Genomic DNA, 14,013 nt, shown 5'->3' on the forward strand with positions numbered 1-14,013 from the left:
GTGAGACGGCACCCCGACAGCTTGATGATCTTCCGTGACCAGGGTTGTCAGACATGGTGGGAAGGCGAAGACGCGAACGGAACCGGTGGCTCCGGTATGCGGTGCTGGGGCTGCGCAGCCTCGTCCCGCGCAAGGGCCGCAGGTGGCGCCTGGTCCGGCGGACCGGATACGTGTTCGGGGGTCTCCTCCTCATTCTCGGGGTCGCCATCGGCGTGATGTACACGCAGGTCAAGGTGCCCCCGGTCAGCGCCGCGGCGCGGGCGGAGGCCAGCATCCTCTACTACCGGGACGGCACTCAGCTCGCCCAGGTCGGGCGGCTCAACCGCGTCGCCGTGCCGCTGCGCGCCGTGCCTGCGCACCTGCGCGGCGCCGTGCTCGCCGCCGAGCAGCGCGGCTTCTACCGCGACCCGGTCGTCTCGCCGGTCGGCACGGGCCGCGCGGTGTGGGCCGCGATGTCCGGCGGCGCACGCCAGGGCGGATCCGGCATCGCCCAGCAGTACGTCAAGGTCGCCTACCTGGACCCGCGCCAGACCCTCACCCGCAAGGTCAAAGAGCTGTTCATCGCGGTCAAGCTGAGCCGGTCCCGATCCAAGGACTGGATCCTCGAGCAGTACCTCAACACCGTCTACTTCGGGCGCGGGGCGTACGGGGTGCAGGCGGCCGCGCAGGCGTACTTCCGCAAGGACGTCGGCGCGCTCACGCCCGCCGAGAGCGCGCTGCTGGCCGGGGTGATCCAGGCGCCGTCGTACCTCGACCCGGCGCTCGGGCACACCGCCCAGACGCAGGCCCGCTGGCGGTACGTCATCGACGGCATGATGACCACGGGCGTGCTGCCGAAGGGACCGCGGCCGGCGTTCCCGAAGGTCGCGCCCGCCCACAGCGACCCGCTGTACGGCGGGCAGCGCGGCTACCTCATCGAGCGGATCACCAGCGAACTGCACGCCCGCGGTTTCGACGACGACCAGATCTACCGGCGCGGCCTGCGGGTGACCACGACCCTCGACCCCACGATGCAGGCGGAGGCCCCCCGCGCGGTGGCCGGGGCGCTCGGCAAGGACAAGGACCTGGAGGCCGGGCTCGTCTCGGTACGGCCCGGCACCGGCGACATCCTCGCGGCGTACGGCGGGCGGGACTATCTCAAGCACCAGTACGACAACGCGTTCCTCGCCGACCTGCCCTCCGGGTCGTCGTTCTTCCCCTTCGTCCTGGCCACGGCGCTGGAGAACGGCATCGGGCTGCGCAGCACCGTCGACGCCTCGCAGATGAAGGGCGTCTTCAACGACGACGATGACAAGGCGGGCGCGACGGACCTCCTGCAGGCCCTCGGCCGCTCGTACAACACGGCGTTCGCGCGGCTCGGCGCCCGGACCGGAGCGTCCGCGGCGGGCCGCGTCGGCCTCCCGGCACGGTCCTCGCCGCCCCGGGTGCACGCCGTCGACCAGGCCGCGGCGTACGCGGCTCTGGTCGACGGCCGGTACGCCGCGCCGCACATCATCTCTCGCGTCGCGGACTCCTCCGGGAAGCCGCTGCTGACCGTACGGCCCCGCGTCCGCCGGGCGATCTCGGCGGGCGCGGCGGCGGACGTCACCTTCGCCCTGCGGGTCGGCGCCAAGATCGCAGGCGACGGGCGACCCGCCGATGCGAAGAAGAGCGACCCGCAACCCGTCCTGCTCGAACAGCCGATGGCCGGCAAGATCGGCACTACGGACCACAACGCCGCGGCCTGGTACTGCGGCTACACGCCGAGCGTCGCCACCGCCGTGGTCACGTACCGCGATAGCAACCTCCCGTTGATCAATCACGGTGACGCGCCCCTGCGCGAGACCACGAACACGCCGGCCGCGATCTGGCAGGCGTTCATGACGGCCGCCGTCGTCGCCAATCCCGGCGAAGCGTTCCCGGCGCCCGCCTGGGTCGGGAAGACCCGCCGGTTCGCGACACCCAGCCCGACCCCCACGCCGACCGTCTCGTCGCCCGCCGCGCAGCCGTCCACGGGGATCCCCGCGGGCGTCGTGCCCAATCCGCGGCGGCCCTTCGAGCCGCCGGACGTGCGCAAGCAGAAACAGGCGGCCAAGAAGGCCCGCTCACCCGTCGGAACGGCATCGCCCTGAGGGCCTGGTCGCGTTCGTCCTCGGTCGTCCTCCCGAGGCCGGAAGCGGCATGGGCACGGATCAACGAGGTCTCGGCGGCGGTGCGCCGGCCGGGATTGTGAACCCAGCGCTCATCACTGCGTTGCCGATACAGTTGTTGATCATGGTCCTGACCTCGCAGGATCCTTAAGTCATCGCCACACCGCAAGCGATCGAGCGACCAGGTGTGCGTGGTGACGAGAGGAGGTGCGCGATGACCTGCTTCGACATCGGCTGGCCGTAAAGCCCGAATGACCTGGCAGCGGCCGGCCCCGCCCTCGGGCGGGGCCGGCCGCCTAGGCGTCTAGGCGAGGGCGGAGCAGCCGGCCTCGTCGGGAAGGAGTGGCCGGAACTGCACCCGGTACGGCCGGCCGTGGTCCTCCCAGTCGCTCCACCGGCCGGTCGGCGAGGACAGCCGTACGGCCGTACGGGCGTCCGCACCCGTGAGCAGGGTGCAGATCCTCGTGCCCACCCGGGTCCCCGAGCCGAGGGGAGCGGTGAACGGCCAGCTCCGCGCCCCGGCCGCGGCCCCGGGGACCGCCAGCGCCGCGACCTTGGCCGGGCGGTACGGGCGCGGCGCGGCCGCCAGGTCCGTACGCGGCCATTTGGCCGGATCGAGCCGGGCCAGGAACGCCGCCGTCCTGGCGTCGGTGACCGGCTGCACGACCTTCGTCGCACGCGGCCGTCCGTCGACGACGAAGGTGATGACCTTGTACATGGCATCCGCCATACGCGGACTCGCCACCGTCCGCGGTGTGGCGAGCCCGGCCTCCTGAGCCGCTGCCACGAGCCCGCGCAGCGCCTGGGGCGTCAGCCGGTACTCCGTCAGCGGGCCGGATCCGGCGATCGCCCGCCCGTCGCCGTACAACGAGAAGTCCGGCAGGCTCCCCGGGCCGCCGAGCCCGGCGAAGCCCCCGCTGGTACTCGTCCGCAGGACCAGCCCCCGCCCCAGCGTCACGGGCGCCGAAGACGGCCCCGGAGTCGACGAGGGATCGAGCTTGGCCTCCGAACGTCCGGAACAGCCGGCCGCCATCAGGACGGCTCCGGCGCATGCCACCACGACCATGGCCTTCATCGGTGATCGCTCCTCAGTGCGTGGCGCGTCCCCAGAAGTCAGACGTTTTCCGAGGCCGCGCGGTTCCCTGACAGGTCGGGGGGAGCGGTTCTGGTTCGGGGGAGTGAACTGCTGGGGCCTAAGTGTAAGGGTGTACATGACGATCTGTAGTTACTCACGATCTGAGTGTGAAGTGAGCGCGCCCAGGACGCCGGCCCCCGCCGCTGTGTGACACCCGCGCTCGGTGGCGTAGGTCACATGGCCGTGCCGTCACAAGGATCGGGTCGCCGGCATCTCTTGTTCGACCGGCTACAACAGCAAGGAGCGCACGATGACTGCTCGTCTGAACCTGTTCGGCAACCCGACCTCGACCGCGGCCAAGGCCGCGGGGCACTTCGGCACGGCGAGCAAGACGATCCTCCAGGAGTCGACGCTGCCGGCCGCGACCCAGAAGCTGGTGCTGCTGCGCGCCAGTCAGATCAACGGCGACGGTTACGCCACCGACGTGTGGAGCAAGAACGCCGCGCACGCCGGAGAAGACGCGACCCGCGTCAACCTGGTCGCGGCCTGGCGCGAGTCGACGGTGTTCACCGACGCCGAGCGCGCCGTCCTGGAGTTGACCGAGCAGGGCACCCGCATCGCCGACGCGGCCGGTGGCGTCACCGAAGAGGCCTGGGCGAACGCCGCCGAGCACTACGACGAGGACCAGCTGTCGGATCTGGTGATGCTGATCGCCCTGATCAACGCCACCAACCGGATGGGCGTCATCGTCGGCAAGCGCGGTGGCGACTACCAGCCCGGCCAACTCGGCTGACCCTCGATCACCCGTTCGTAAGACCGGCCCGGACCGGGATCGTCCGATCCGGGCCGGGGCCCGCGCATGTGTCGGCGCGGCTCCGGGGACCCGGTCGTCAGGCGGCCAGATCCGGCCTGGGATCGGGGCACCAGCGCCTCAAATTCGACTCGTTCCTCGATAGGAGAACCTCATGGACCTCGCGCTGTGGATCGCTGCCGGACTGCTGGCCGCGGTCGCCCTGGTCGGCGGTATCACCAAGACGTTCATCCCCAAGGAGAGATTGGCCGCGCAGCATGGCGGCGAGTGGATACAAAACGTCAGCGTCGGATTCGTCAAGACCCTTGGGATCCTTGAGTTCTTGGCCGCGGTGGGCCTGATCCTGCCCGCCGCGCTGGACATCGCACCGGTCATGGTGCCGGTGACCGCCTTCTGCTGGATTCTGCTGATGGTCGGAGCGATGGTCACCCATGGCCGCCTTGGCCAGTTCAAGCTCGTGATGGTGAACTCGGTCTATCTCTTGCTCGCGGCCTTCATCGCGGGAGGACACCTCGCGACCTGAGCACGGCCCGAACGGCCCGCGTCGGCCGATCCTCCGGGTCGGCTCACCGCCGCCGCGGGCCTGCTCATGCTCAGTCTTTAGGAACGATCACGGAATGAGATCCCAGGTGCGGGCCCGGGCGGCGCAGTCCTCCCGGAAGGCCGCAGCGTCGAAGACGCCACCGAGATGCGGGGCGAGACCGTCCCGGGCGGCGAGCAGGAACTCCGGGCCGTCGAGTCGCCCCGACCGCTCGGGCAGCGCACCGGACAGCGGACGGGCGGCGATCGTCTCCAGGTCCCGGACGTTGCACAGGTCGTCCAGGCCGGGCCGGTGCGGCCAGGCGCCGATGACGACGCCGGCCAGCTCCAGGCCGTGGTTCGCCATCGCCTCCAGGGTCAGCGCCGTGTGGTTCAGCGTGCCCAGCCCCGGCCGTACCGCGACCAGAACGGGCGCCCGCAGCGAATGCGCGAGGTCGGCCAGCGTCGCCCCGTCATCGTCGAACCGGACCAGCAGCCCGCCGGCCCCTTCGACGATGACCAGGTCGCGGTCCAGCGCATGGATCCGATCGGCGGCGGCGACCAGGTCAGGGGACGGCAGCTCGGCCCGCCGGGCGGCTGCGGCCGGTGACAATGCATCGGTATAGCGGGCGAACTCGTGCAGGTCGCCGACGCCCGCGAGCCGCCGAACCTCGTCCAGGTCCCCCGGCAGGCCCGGCCGCGCCCCGGTCTGCGCGGGCTTGACCACCGCGACCGACGCCCCCCGCGCCCGCGCCAACGCCGCGACCGCCGCCGTGACGACCGTCTTGCCCACGCCGGTGTCCGTCCCGGTGACCACGAGCACACTCACCCTCGTGACTCTAACCAGTCACGGCGCCGTATCCGCGGCGACACTGCGGCCGACGAAGAGGCGAACAAAGATCTGCCGTGTTCGATCCCAGGGATCATCGGACGTATGCGGCGAGCCGCCGCCCTTAACGTGGAATCTCGTCCCAGGGCTCCCACATGTCAGTAGGGATCGCGAATCCGAATGGATCCGGTAGGCGGATGGTCTCCCCGAACTCCCAGGATTGAAGGTGCCGGTACATGCCGCTACTCCGCTCAGGATTGGAGAAGAACAGGGCCTGTGCGGCGCGGGGGTCGCGATCGACCAGAAGATAGTTGGGGATTCCGGCCTGGGCGTAGCCGCTCCACTTGGTGGCGGTCCCACGCCTCGGCCCCGGCTGACGGTCGCAGGCGGCATTGGAACGTGAGGTGATCTCGACGACCAGATTCACCTGGTCCGGAAGAAGGCGCCGGACATCGGCCTTTCGTGCCTCGTCATACATGCCGACGTCCAGGATGATGAGATCCGGAACATAGCCATCGCGGAGATCACTGAGGTTCAGGTCGGTTACCTGCACGCAACGCCAGCGGAAGGTCGGATCCGCGATTCTTGCTTCGACCATGCAGTCGGCGATGTCCTGCACGATGCCGTTGTGGCCAAAGGTCGGACTCGGTGACACGACGATTTCCCCTCCGATGACCTCGACCCTGGTGCCGTCGTCAGGGAGGTGGAGGAAGCCGGCCAGTTCACCGCGCACCCATAGGTCGTACGGGGTGTCCGGGAGCGTGTAGTAATGGGCCACCGCGCTCACGTTGTGTGACTCCTCCCTCACGATCAGCTCCGGTCATCGTAGGGAACCTGCTCACTGTCCGTACCCAGAACCGTACATTCCCCGGCGCCTGCTGTCGGGAGGTGAGGCTAAGGCGTCTGGTCGCGGCGGCGGAGGCGGGTGATGAACTTGTAGCGGTCGCCGCGGTAGAAGGACTGGGCCCATTCGACGGGGTGACCGTCGAGGTCGAAGGCGTGCCGGGACAGCAGGAGCAGCGGCAGGCCGACGTCGACGCCCAGGAGTTGGGCGTCGTCGGGGGTGGCCAGCACGGTCTCGATCGTCTCCTCGGCCTCGGCGAGGTGGACGTCGTACGCGGTGGCGAGCGTCTCGTACAGCGAGCCGTGGCGCGGGAGCTCCTTGCGGAGGCCGGGGAAGCGGCGTGCGGGCAGGAGGGACGTGTCGATCGACATGGGTTCGCCGTCGGCGAGGCGGAGCCGGTGGATGCGCAGGGCGCGGCCGCCGGGGCGGATGCCGAGCAGGCCGGCGACACGCTCGTCGGCGGTGACGTAGTCGATGTCGAGGATGCGGGTCTCGGGGTTGAGGCCGTGGTGCCGCATGTCCTCGGTGTAGCTGACGAGCTGCAGTTCCTGGGCGACCTTCGGCTTGGCGACGAACGTGCCCTTGCCCTGGATGCGCTGCAGGCGTCCTTCGATCACGAGCTCGGCGAGGGCCTGGCGGACGGTCGTGCGGGAGGTGCCGTACTTCTCGGCGAGGGCGCGTTCGGGCGGCAGGGGGCTACCGGGGGTGAGGGCCTCGGTCAGCTCGATGAGGCGCTTCTTCAACCGGTAGTACTTCGGGACCCGGGGTTCGATCCCTAGCTCAGGTGCCCGTTCAGCCGTCACGCGCTCTCCTAACGTTCATCGCCGCGTCGCTCCGGCGTTAGGAGCAGGGTACGGTCTGGAATCTGCCTTGACAGTAGCCAGGGCCTCGCAGGCTACTGTGAGATCTGCCTCGGTCAGGTCCGCGCGGGCGGCGAGGCGCAGGCAGGCGCGTCCCTCCGGCACCGACGGTGGCCGGAAGCAGCCGACCCGCACCCCTTGCTCGGCGCACAGCTCCGCGGCGCGGACGGCGTCGTGGGGATCGCCGATGATCACTGGGACGACGGCGGCGGCCGGGGACGTGGTCTCCAGGCCGAGTTCCCGTGCGATGCCGGCCAGTCGGCGGGCGCGTTCGCGGGAGCGTTCGGGCCGGTCCGGCTCTTCCGTGAGCACGTCGAGGGCGGCCAGGGCCGCGCCGGCGCACGCCGGTGCCAGCCCGGTGTCGAAGGCGAAGGACCGCGCGGTGTCGACGAGGGTCTCGACGACCTCCGGGGCGCCGAGGACCACGCCGCCCTGCGCGCCGAGCGACTTGGACAGGGTGGCGGTGAGGACGACGTCGGGCTGCCCGGCGAGTCCGGCGGCGTACGCGGCGCCGCGGCCGTTCGGTCCGACGACGCCGAGTGCGTGGGCCTCGTCGATCACGAGGATCGCGCCGTGGCGCCGCACGACCTGGTGCAGTTCCCGGAGCGGCGCGATGTCGCCGTCCACGGAGAACACCGAGTCGGTGACGACGATCGCGTCACGCGCGCCGGCCAGGGCGGCGTCGGCGGCCGCGACGTCTCCGTGCGGGAACACCGCGACGGCCGCCCGGGAGAGGCGGCAGCCGTCGATCAGCGACGCGTGGTTGCCCTGGTCGGACACGATCACCCGGGGACGCAGGGCGGTGACGGCCCCGAGGTTGGCGAGGTAGCCGGAGGAGAACACGAGCGCGGACGGCATGCCGGTGAACTCCGCGAGGCGGTGCTCCAGCTCGGTGTGCAGCTCCGTCGTCCCGGTGACCAGCCGGGACCCGGTGGAACCCGCGCCCCACGTCCGTACGGCCTCGACGGCCCCCTCGATGACTCGCGCGTCGCCGGACAGGCCCAGATAGTCGTTGGAGGCCAGGTCGAGGAGCCGGGGCACGGACGGGCGGGGACGGAGCGTACGGTGCAGGCCAGCGGCCGTGCGTTCGCGTGTCGCGGCCGTCAGCCGCAGAAGAGGGTCCACCCGGAAATCATTCCAGCCCCGCCTGCGATTATGCAGAGGTGCCCACGTTGACCGACCTGACCCGGCAGCACACCGATCTCGACGCGGCGGACCTCGAATGGATCCACGCCCTCGTGTCGGACTGGCAGCTGCTCGCGGACCTGTCCTTCGCCGACCTGGTGCTCTGGGTCCCGTTGACCTCGCGCCGCCCCCGGAAGAACGGCACCGTGGAGGGCTGGGTGGCGGTGGCCCAGATCCGGCCGACGACGGGCCCGACGGCATACCCGGACGACCTCGTCGGCATGGTCGCCGATCCCGGGACGCGCGGCCTCATCGACGTGGCGTGGGCGGAGCAGCGGATCTGGCGGGAGGGCGACCCCGAGTGGGGGAGCGGCATCCCGGTCCGGGAGGAGGCCATCCCCGTACGCCGGGGCGGCCGGATCCTCGGCATCATCCAGCGCAGCACGAACCTCAGCTCCGCGCGTACGCCCAGCCACCTGGAGCTGACGTATCTGCAGAGCGCCAGCGACCTGGCGAAAATGATCAATGAGGGGCGCTTCCCGTTCCCGGGCGAGGAGCCGAACCTCGCGCGGTCGCCCCGCGTGGGCGACGGCCTGATCCGGGTCGACCACGACGGCCGCGTGCTCTACGCCAGTCCCAACGCCCAGTCGGCGTACCGCAGGCTGGGGCTGGCCACCGACCTGGAGGGCACGCTCCTGAGGGACACCACGGCGCTGCTCGTCAGCGCCCCGGTGGACGACTCGCTGGCGGTGGTCGCCGGCGGGCGCGCCGCCCGCGAGACCGAGATCGAGGCGAACGGCGCGATCGTCCAGCTCCGCGCCATCCCGCTGATCGTCGACGGCGAACGGACCGGCGCGCTGGTTCTGCTGCGGGACGTCACCGAGCTGCGCTGGCGCGACCGGGCGCTGATGAGCAAGGACGCGACGATCCGGGAGATCCACCACCGCGTGAAGAACAACCTGCAGACGGTCGCGGCGCTGCTGCGCCTGCAGGCACGTCGGCTGCGGGTGCCGGAGGGCCGGGAGGCGCTGGAGGAGGCGGTGCGCCGGGTCGGTTCGATCGCGATCGTCCACGAGACGCTGTCGCACACGCCCGACGAGCTGGTCGACTTCGACGACATCGCGGACCGGGTGATGGCCATGGCGGGGGAGGTCTCGTCGCCGGAGACCCGGGTACGCCCGCGGCGGGTCGGCGGCTTCGGGGTGCTGCCCGCGGTGATCGCCACACCGCTCGCCATGGTCCTGGCCGAGCTGCTGCAGAACGCCCTGGAACACGGGCTGGCCAACCGTCCCGGATCGCTCGAGGTGGTGGTGACGCGCGGCGAGGAGCGGCTCAGCGTCCTCGTCGCCGACGACGGGAGCGGGCTGCCGGCCGACTTCGACGTCGAGTCGGCCTCGAGCCTGGGTCTGCAGATCGTGCGGACGTTGATCGTGGGAGAGCTGGGCGGGGTCATCGACCTGCGCCCGCGTTCGGGCGGGGGCACTGAGGTGGTCCTGGACATCCCGCTGGACCAGGGGCCGCGCACCGCGCCGCCGAGCTGATCAGCGGTCCGGGGCCCGGAAACGGCCGACGCCCGCGGCCGTGGGGCCGTGGGCGTCAGTGCCGTCCGCTGTCGTGGACCGACCTGCGAACCACGATGCGGCGTCGTCTGTGTTCAGGTGTGTTCAGGCGTGGGCGCGAGCGCGGGCGCGGGCGTTCCGGCGCTTCAGGGCGCGTCGCTCGTCTTCGCTCAGGGCACCCCAAACGCCGGCGTCCTGACCGGAAGTCAGGGCCCAGCGCAAGCAGGCGTCGGTCACCGGGCAGCGACGGCATACCTGCTTGGCCTCCTCGATCTGCACCAGTGCGGGGCCGGTGTTCCCGATCGGGAAGAACAGCTCGGGGTCCACGTCACGGCAGGCAGCGCGGTGGCGCCAGTCCATGCGGTCCACTCCTTCGTAGCGCGTGAAGTGTCGACTCCACTTGTGAACGGTTTCACGATGTCGCGAACAGTCCGTGGACCATTGGGTGAGGGTCCGGGAAGTGTTCATGGCGGTCTCGACCAGGGGCGATACCCGAATGCCGCGCGCCACTTAGAGATTCCCAGGGCGTCAGAGAGGGCGCAAGACCTTTGAGAAAACTTTCTCAAAGTATGGCTGTCGTGTGTGTCACATGACCGAAACATGAACGTTGCTTCGTGACTCAGATCACGATGCGAACCGCCTTGGGAACGGAGCGGAAGGTCACCGCCTCGCGTTGACCGAGGTAGTCCCCGTCGACCTGGAAGGCGATCGGCCGGTGCGACCGCAGCGTGAACTCCGGCAGGTCGTGCAGACCCACGACGTGGCCCCCGCGCGGCTGCCGCTTGAGCGGCGGCAGGATCTGCGGCAGCACGCCCAGCGTGGACAGCAGATCCAGCCGTCGCAGCCCGAACAGGTCGAGGCCGGTCGCGAACGCCGCCCGCGGGTTCGGGTCGACCGGCCACGGCCCGGCGTACGTCCACGGCGAGGTGTTCGACACGATGCTCAGGAAGATGTGCCCGAGCGGCGGCTTTCCGGGCACTTCGAGGGTGAGCGCCGGACGCCGGCGGTCCGTCAGCACGAAGAACTGGCGCAGCGCCGTCCGGATGTACAGCGTGGAGTAGGCGCGGGACCCGGCCGATCGGAGCTGCTCGACCGCGTGGACGACCTCCGCGTCCAGCCCCAGACCGGCGCAGAAGGTGAAGTAACGGGTGTCGGCCATGCCGAGCCCCACGGTCCGATGCCGACCGGCCCGCAGCGCCTCCAGTACCTGGCCCGCGGCGTCGAGCGCGTTGTTGGGCAGGCCCAGCGAACGCGCGAAGACGTTCGCGCTGCCCGACGGGACGACCGCGAGAGCCGGCAGGTCCTCCGACGGTCCGCCCGCGAGCAGCCCGTTGACGGCCTCGTTCACGGTGCCGTCGCCGCCCAGCGCGATGATCACGTCATAGCCCTCGCCGACCGCCTGCTCGGCCAGCTCGGTCGCGTGCCCGCGCCGCTGGGTCTCGGCGAGCTCCAGCCGAACCTCGCCGGCGAACGCGCGCATGAGCACGTCCCGGGCCCGCCGTGACGTGGTGGTCGCCTTCGGATTGGCGATCAAGAGTGCGCGCACGACCAAAAGGGTAGTTCACCGCAGAACAGGGGAAGGCGCGGCCTGGGCATCACGGGCGGGCGTGCCCCACTAGTGTTCCTGGATGTGTCCACACGTCCCGCCACCCTGAGCGCCGCCGCCCTCGTCGAGGCCCTGGAAGGGGTCGCCGTGCTGGCCGTCGGCCTGTACGTCGGCATCGAGGCCGTCATCGGCCGTCCCCACGACCTCGCGAGCGCCGTCGCCCTCGCCTTCATGGCCGTCCTCGGCGGCGCCGGCATCATCGCGGTCGGCTGGGGACTGTGGCAGGTACGCCGCTGGGGGCGTGCCCCGGCCCTGCTCACCCAGATCTTCACTCTGATCATCGCCGTGTCGATGTTCCAGAGCCACCGGGCGGTCCTCGGGGTCGTCCTCGTGGTGGTGGCCGTCGCGGGCGCCGCCGCGCTGCTCAGCCCGCCCACGACCCGCGCGCTCATCGACGACTGACCGGAAAACGAAGCACCCCCCGCCGCGTCGGCAGGGGGTGCTGATCCATTGCTCAGTCGTCGGCGGTGAGGCCGTCGCGGAGCTGGGCGAGCGTACGGGCCAGGAGCCGGGACACGTGCATCTGGGAGATGCCGAGCTCGGCGGCGATCTGCGACTGGGTCATGTTGCCGAAGAACCGCAGCAGCAGGATGCGCTTCTCCCGGGCCGGGAGCTTCTCCAGCAGCGGCTTGAGCGACTCGCGGTATTCGACCCCCTCGAGGGCCTCGTCGACGATGCCCAGGGAGTCGGCGACCGCCGGAGCGTCCTCGTCGCCGGAGTCGGGGGCGTCGAGGGAGACGGTGGAGTAGGCGTTGGCCGACTCCAGGCCCTCGAGCACCTCCTCCTCGCTCATCTGCAGGTGCTCGGCCAGCTCGCTGACGGTCGGCGCGCGGCCCTCGCGCTGGGCGAGGTCGCTGATCGCCTTGGTCAGCGACAGCTTCAGCTCCTGGAGCCGGCGCGGAACGCGGACGGCCCAGCCCTTGTCGCGGAAGTGCCGCTTGATCTCTCCGACGATCGTCGGCGTGGCGTACGTGGAGAACTCCACGCCCCGCTGCAGGTCGAACCGGTCGATCGACTTGATCAGCCCGATCGTCGCGACCTGCACCAGGTCGTCCAGCCATTCGCCGCGGTTGCGGAACCGGCGGGCGAGGTACTCGACGAGCGGCAGGTGCAGCTCTACGAGCTCGTCGCGGATGCGCTGCCGCTCCGGGTCGCCGTCGGGCAGGGTGGCGAGGCGCTCGAACAACTTACGTGCTCGAGCTCGGTCGGGCACGCCGTGCTCGTTGCCGGCCACCGTGGTCTTCTCGGTCACGCGTCCACCTCGCTCAGCGGCCCGAAGCCGCGTGGGCGGTGGTCGAGAGCCGTGGGGATCGCGGCGTTCACGACGTCTTCCCGCGCCGTTTGTTCATCACGATGGTCACCCGGTCGTCGACGCCCACCGAGGCGTCGACGTCGCCGGCGAGCGAACTCAGCACCGTCCAGGCGAAGGTGTCGCGACTCGGCTCCAGGCCGTCGACGGTCAGAACCGACACCGAGATGCTCATCGCATCGTCATTGAGCTCGAATTCGCACGTCAGATCCGTGCCCGGCACCGCCTGGGCCAGGAGCATCGCGCACGCCTCGTCGATCGCGATACGCAGATCCTCGATCTCGTCGAGGTTGAAGTCGAGGCGTGCCGCCAGCCCGGCCGTGGCCGTGCGCAGCACGGAAAGGTAGGCGCTGTCGGCCGGCAGCCGCACGGTCACGACGTCGCGCACGTCGGACACACTCGCCGGCATGGCCGCGGTTTCCTCGGTCACGTCACTCCCTCGTTGGGGCTACCCGCTGTTGTCGAAACTACCGCCTCAACGCACCTGGGCGCGCATCCGGCGCGCTCGGTCGTCGAAGTGATGATCGTAGAGGTGAGGCGGCCTGGTTTCGGTCATGATCAAGAGGTTTCCGTCAGGGTCAAGGGATCGTAGGTTATTGGGTCCACCGGAAGATCATCAGTGACCGGGAGAGAGGCGCGCCCTGGAGGACCTGGCGATCAGCCCGCAGTGCGGCTTCGCGTCGGAGGTGCAGGGCAACCCGCTGACCTGGGACGACCAGCGGCGCAAGCTGGACCTCGTCGTGTCCGTCGCGCAGCGCGTGTGGGGCTAGGACAGGCTTCAAAGCCCTGGAAACGCGAATGGCGGGCCGGTCGGTCCCGCGAGGACCGACCGGCCCGCCACCGTCCGATCCTGCAGACGGGACAGGCCGGATCAGGCGTTCTTGGTCTCCCAGAAGATCTTGGCGATCTCGTCGATCTTGGCCAGGAGCTCCTCAGCCTTGGCCTTGTCGAGGCTGCCCTTGGTGCCGCCGGCGCCCGCGAGCTTGGTCGCCTCGTTGAAGAGCTGGTGCAGCTGCGGGTACTTCTCGAAGTGCGGCGGCTTGAAGTAGTCGGTCCAGAGCACCCACAGGTGGTGCTTGACCAGCTCGGAGCGCTGCTCCTTGATGATCAGAGCCCGGGCGCGGAAGATCGGGTCGTCGTTGGCCTCGTACTTCTCGACGATGGCCTTGATCGACTCGGCCTCGATCCGCGCCTGTGCCGGGTCGTAAACGCCACAGGGCAGGTCGCAGTGGGCCGACACCGTGGTCTTGGGGCGCAGAAGTCGTGCAAGCACCTGCGTGTCCCTTCCGTTGTTTCGGATCATGCTCCGATAGCAGACACTACTCCTGATACCCCTTCCCACTCGCA

At 70.3% G+C, this 14,013-nt stretch carries 15 protein-coding genes; 5 read left to right on the plus strand and 10 right to left on the minus strand.

The features are described 5' to 3' along the window. Window positions 1-53: 53 nt before the first annotated feature. Entirely contained in the window at window positions 54-2,111 is a 2,058-nt protein-coding gene (locus AB0I04_RS31600) for a transglycosylase domain-containing protein (RefSeq protein ID WP_360892575.1), read from the plus strand. Window positions 2,112-2,433: 322 nt separating this feature from the next. Here the strand turns inward: AB0I04_RS31600 and AB0I04_RS31605 are convergent, their stop codons facing one another. Beyond that, window positions 2,434-3,204: a hypothetical protein gene (locus AB0I04_RS31605; RefSeq protein ID WP_360892578.1), complete on the minus strand. Its 771-nt coding sequence runs from the start codon at window positions 3,202-3,204 to the stop codon at window positions 2,434-2,436. 310 nt (window positions 3,205-3,514) lie between these two features. Here AB0I04_RS31605 and AB0I04_RS31610 point away from each other — a divergent pair, with 310 nt between their 5' ends. Both AB0I04_RS31610 and AB0I04_RS31615 read left to right on the plus strand, forming a co-directional pair. Next, complete coding sequence (locus AB0I04_RS31610) at window positions 3,515-3,997, plus strand: carboxymuconolactone decarboxylase family protein (RefSeq protein WP_360892581.1); 483 nt, start codon at window positions 3,515-3,517, stop codon at window positions 3,995-3,997. 172 nt (window positions 3,998-4,169) lie between these two features. Next, window positions 4,170-4,538, plus strand: coding sequence for a DoxX family protein (locus tag AB0I04_RS31615; protein WP_360892583.1), 369 nt, complete (start codon window positions 4,170-4,172; stop codon window positions 4,536-4,538). An 87-nt stretch (window positions 4,539-4,625) separates the two neighbouring features. Here the strand turns inward: AB0I04_RS31615 and bioD are convergent, their stop codons facing one another. The 4 genes from bioD to AB0I04_RS31635 form a co-directional block, all read right to left on the minus strand. After that, window positions 4,626-5,363 (minus strand): dethiobiotin synthase, encoded by a 738-nt coding sequence (gene bioD, locus AB0I04_RS31620; protein ID WP_360892586.1) that lies wholly within the window; start codon window positions 5,361-5,363, stop codon window positions 4,626-4,628. A 124-nt stretch (window positions 5,364-5,487) separates the two neighbouring features. Next, the gene (locus AB0I04_RS31625) at window positions 5,488-6,150 is read right to left on the minus strand and encodes a Uma2 family endonuclease (RefSeq protein WP_360892589.1); all 663 of its coding nucleotides are present in this window, start codon (window positions 6,148-6,150) and stop codon (window positions 5,488-5,490) included. Between the two features lie 107 nt (window positions 6,151-6,257). Further along, a complete protein-coding gene (locus AB0I04_RS31630) occupies window positions 6,258-7,010 on the minus strand; it encodes a GntR family transcriptional regulator (protein WP_360892592.1) in 753 nt (250 codons plus the stop codon). A gap of 15 nt (window positions 7,011-7,025) precedes the next feature. Beyond that, the gene (locus tag AB0I04_RS31635; RefSeq protein ID WP_360892595.1) at window positions 7,026-8,192 is read right to left on the minus strand and encodes an 8-amino-7-oxononanoate synthase; all 1,167 of its coding nucleotides are present in this window, start codon (window positions 8,190-8,192) and stop codon (window positions 7,026-7,028) included. Window positions 8,193-8,230: 38 nt separating this feature from the next. On the opposite strand from AB0I04_RS31635, the gene AB0I04_RS31640 reads away from it, so the two are divergent. Beyond that, entirely contained in the window at window positions 8,231-9,733 is a 1,503-nt protein-coding gene (locus AB0I04_RS31640; protein ID WP_360892598.1) for a histidine kinase N-terminal domain-containing protein, read from the plus strand. Window positions 9,734-9,856: 123 nt separating this feature from the next. On the opposite strand, the gene AB0I04_RS31645 is transcribed toward AB0I04_RS31640, so the two are convergent. Both AB0I04_RS31645 and AB0I04_RS31650 read right to left on the minus strand, forming a co-directional pair. Further along, a complete protein-coding gene (locus tag AB0I04_RS31645; protein ID WP_360892601.1) occupies window positions 9,857-10,111 on the minus strand; it encodes a WhiB family transcriptional regulator in 255 nt (84 codons plus the stop codon). Between the two features lie 259 nt (window positions 10,112-10,370). Further along, complete coding sequence (locus AB0I04_RS31650) at window positions 10,371-11,297, minus strand: diacylglycerol kinase family protein (RefSeq protein ID WP_360892604.1); 927 nt, start codon at window positions 11,295-11,297, stop codon at window positions 10,371-10,373. An 84-nt stretch (window positions 11,298-11,381) separates the two neighbouring features. On the opposite strand from AB0I04_RS31650, the gene AB0I04_RS31655 reads away from it, so the two are divergent. Further along, window positions 11,382-11,759 carry a hypothetical protein gene (locus AB0I04_RS31655; RefSeq protein ID WP_360892607.1) on the plus strand — a complete coding sequence of 126 codons (378 nt, stop codon included), beginning with the start codon at window positions 11,382-11,384 and terminating at the stop codon, window positions 11,757-11,759. A gap of 52 nt (window positions 11,760-11,811) precedes the next feature. On the opposite strand, the gene AB0I04_RS31660 is transcribed toward AB0I04_RS31655, so the two are convergent. The 3 genes from AB0I04_RS31660 to sodN form a co-directional block, all read right to left on the minus strand. Further along, entirely contained in the window at window positions 11,812-12,609 is a 798-nt protein-coding gene (locus tag AB0I04_RS31660) for an RNA polymerase sigma factor SigF (RefSeq protein ID WP_360892610.1), read from the minus strand. 67 nt (window positions 12,610-12,676) lie between these two features. After that, window positions 12,677-13,096 (minus strand): anti-sigma factor, encoded by a 420-nt coding sequence (locus AB0I04_RS31665; RefSeq protein ID WP_360892613.1) that lies wholly within the window; start codon window positions 13,094-13,096, stop codon window positions 12,677-12,679. 441 nt (window positions 13,097-13,537) lie between these two features. Next, window positions 13,538-13,939 carry a superoxide dismutase, Ni gene (sodN, locus tag AB0I04_RS31670; RefSeq protein ID WP_360892615.1) on the minus strand — a complete coding sequence of 134 codons (402 nt, stop codon included), beginning with the start codon at window positions 13,937-13,939 and terminating at the stop codon, window positions 13,538-13,540. Between the last annotated feature and the right edge of the window lie 74 nt (window positions 13,940-14,013).

The organism is Actinoallomurus sp. NPDC050550 (assembly GCF_040655075.1).
Lineage (GTDB): Bacteria > Actinomycetota > Actinomycetes > Streptosporangiales > Streptosporangiaceae > Actinoallomurus.

Bases quoted from the DNA above. Each gene is read 5' to 3' on its own strand.
- AB0I04_RS31615 (WP_360892583.1), top strand. From the start codon at position 4,170: ATGGACCTCGCGCTGTGGATCGCTGCCGGACTGCTGGCCGCGGTCGCC.
- AB0I04_RS31610 (WP_360892581.1), top strand. From the start codon at position 3,515: ATGACTGCTCGTCTGAACCTGTTCGGCAACCCGACCTCGACCGCGGCC.
- AB0I04_RS31600 (WP_360892575.1), top strand. From the start codon at position 54: ATGGTGGGAAGGCGAAGACGCGAACGGAACCGGTGGCTCCGGTATGCG.
- AB0I04_RS31605 (WP_360892578.1), bottom strand. From the start codon at position 3,204: ATGAAGGCCATGGTCGTGGTGGCATGCGCCGGAGCCGTCCTGATGGCG.
- AB0I04_RS31645 (WP_360892601.1), bottom strand. From the start codon at position 10,111: ATGGACTGGCGCCACCGCGCTGCCTGCCGTGACGTGGACCCCGAGCTG.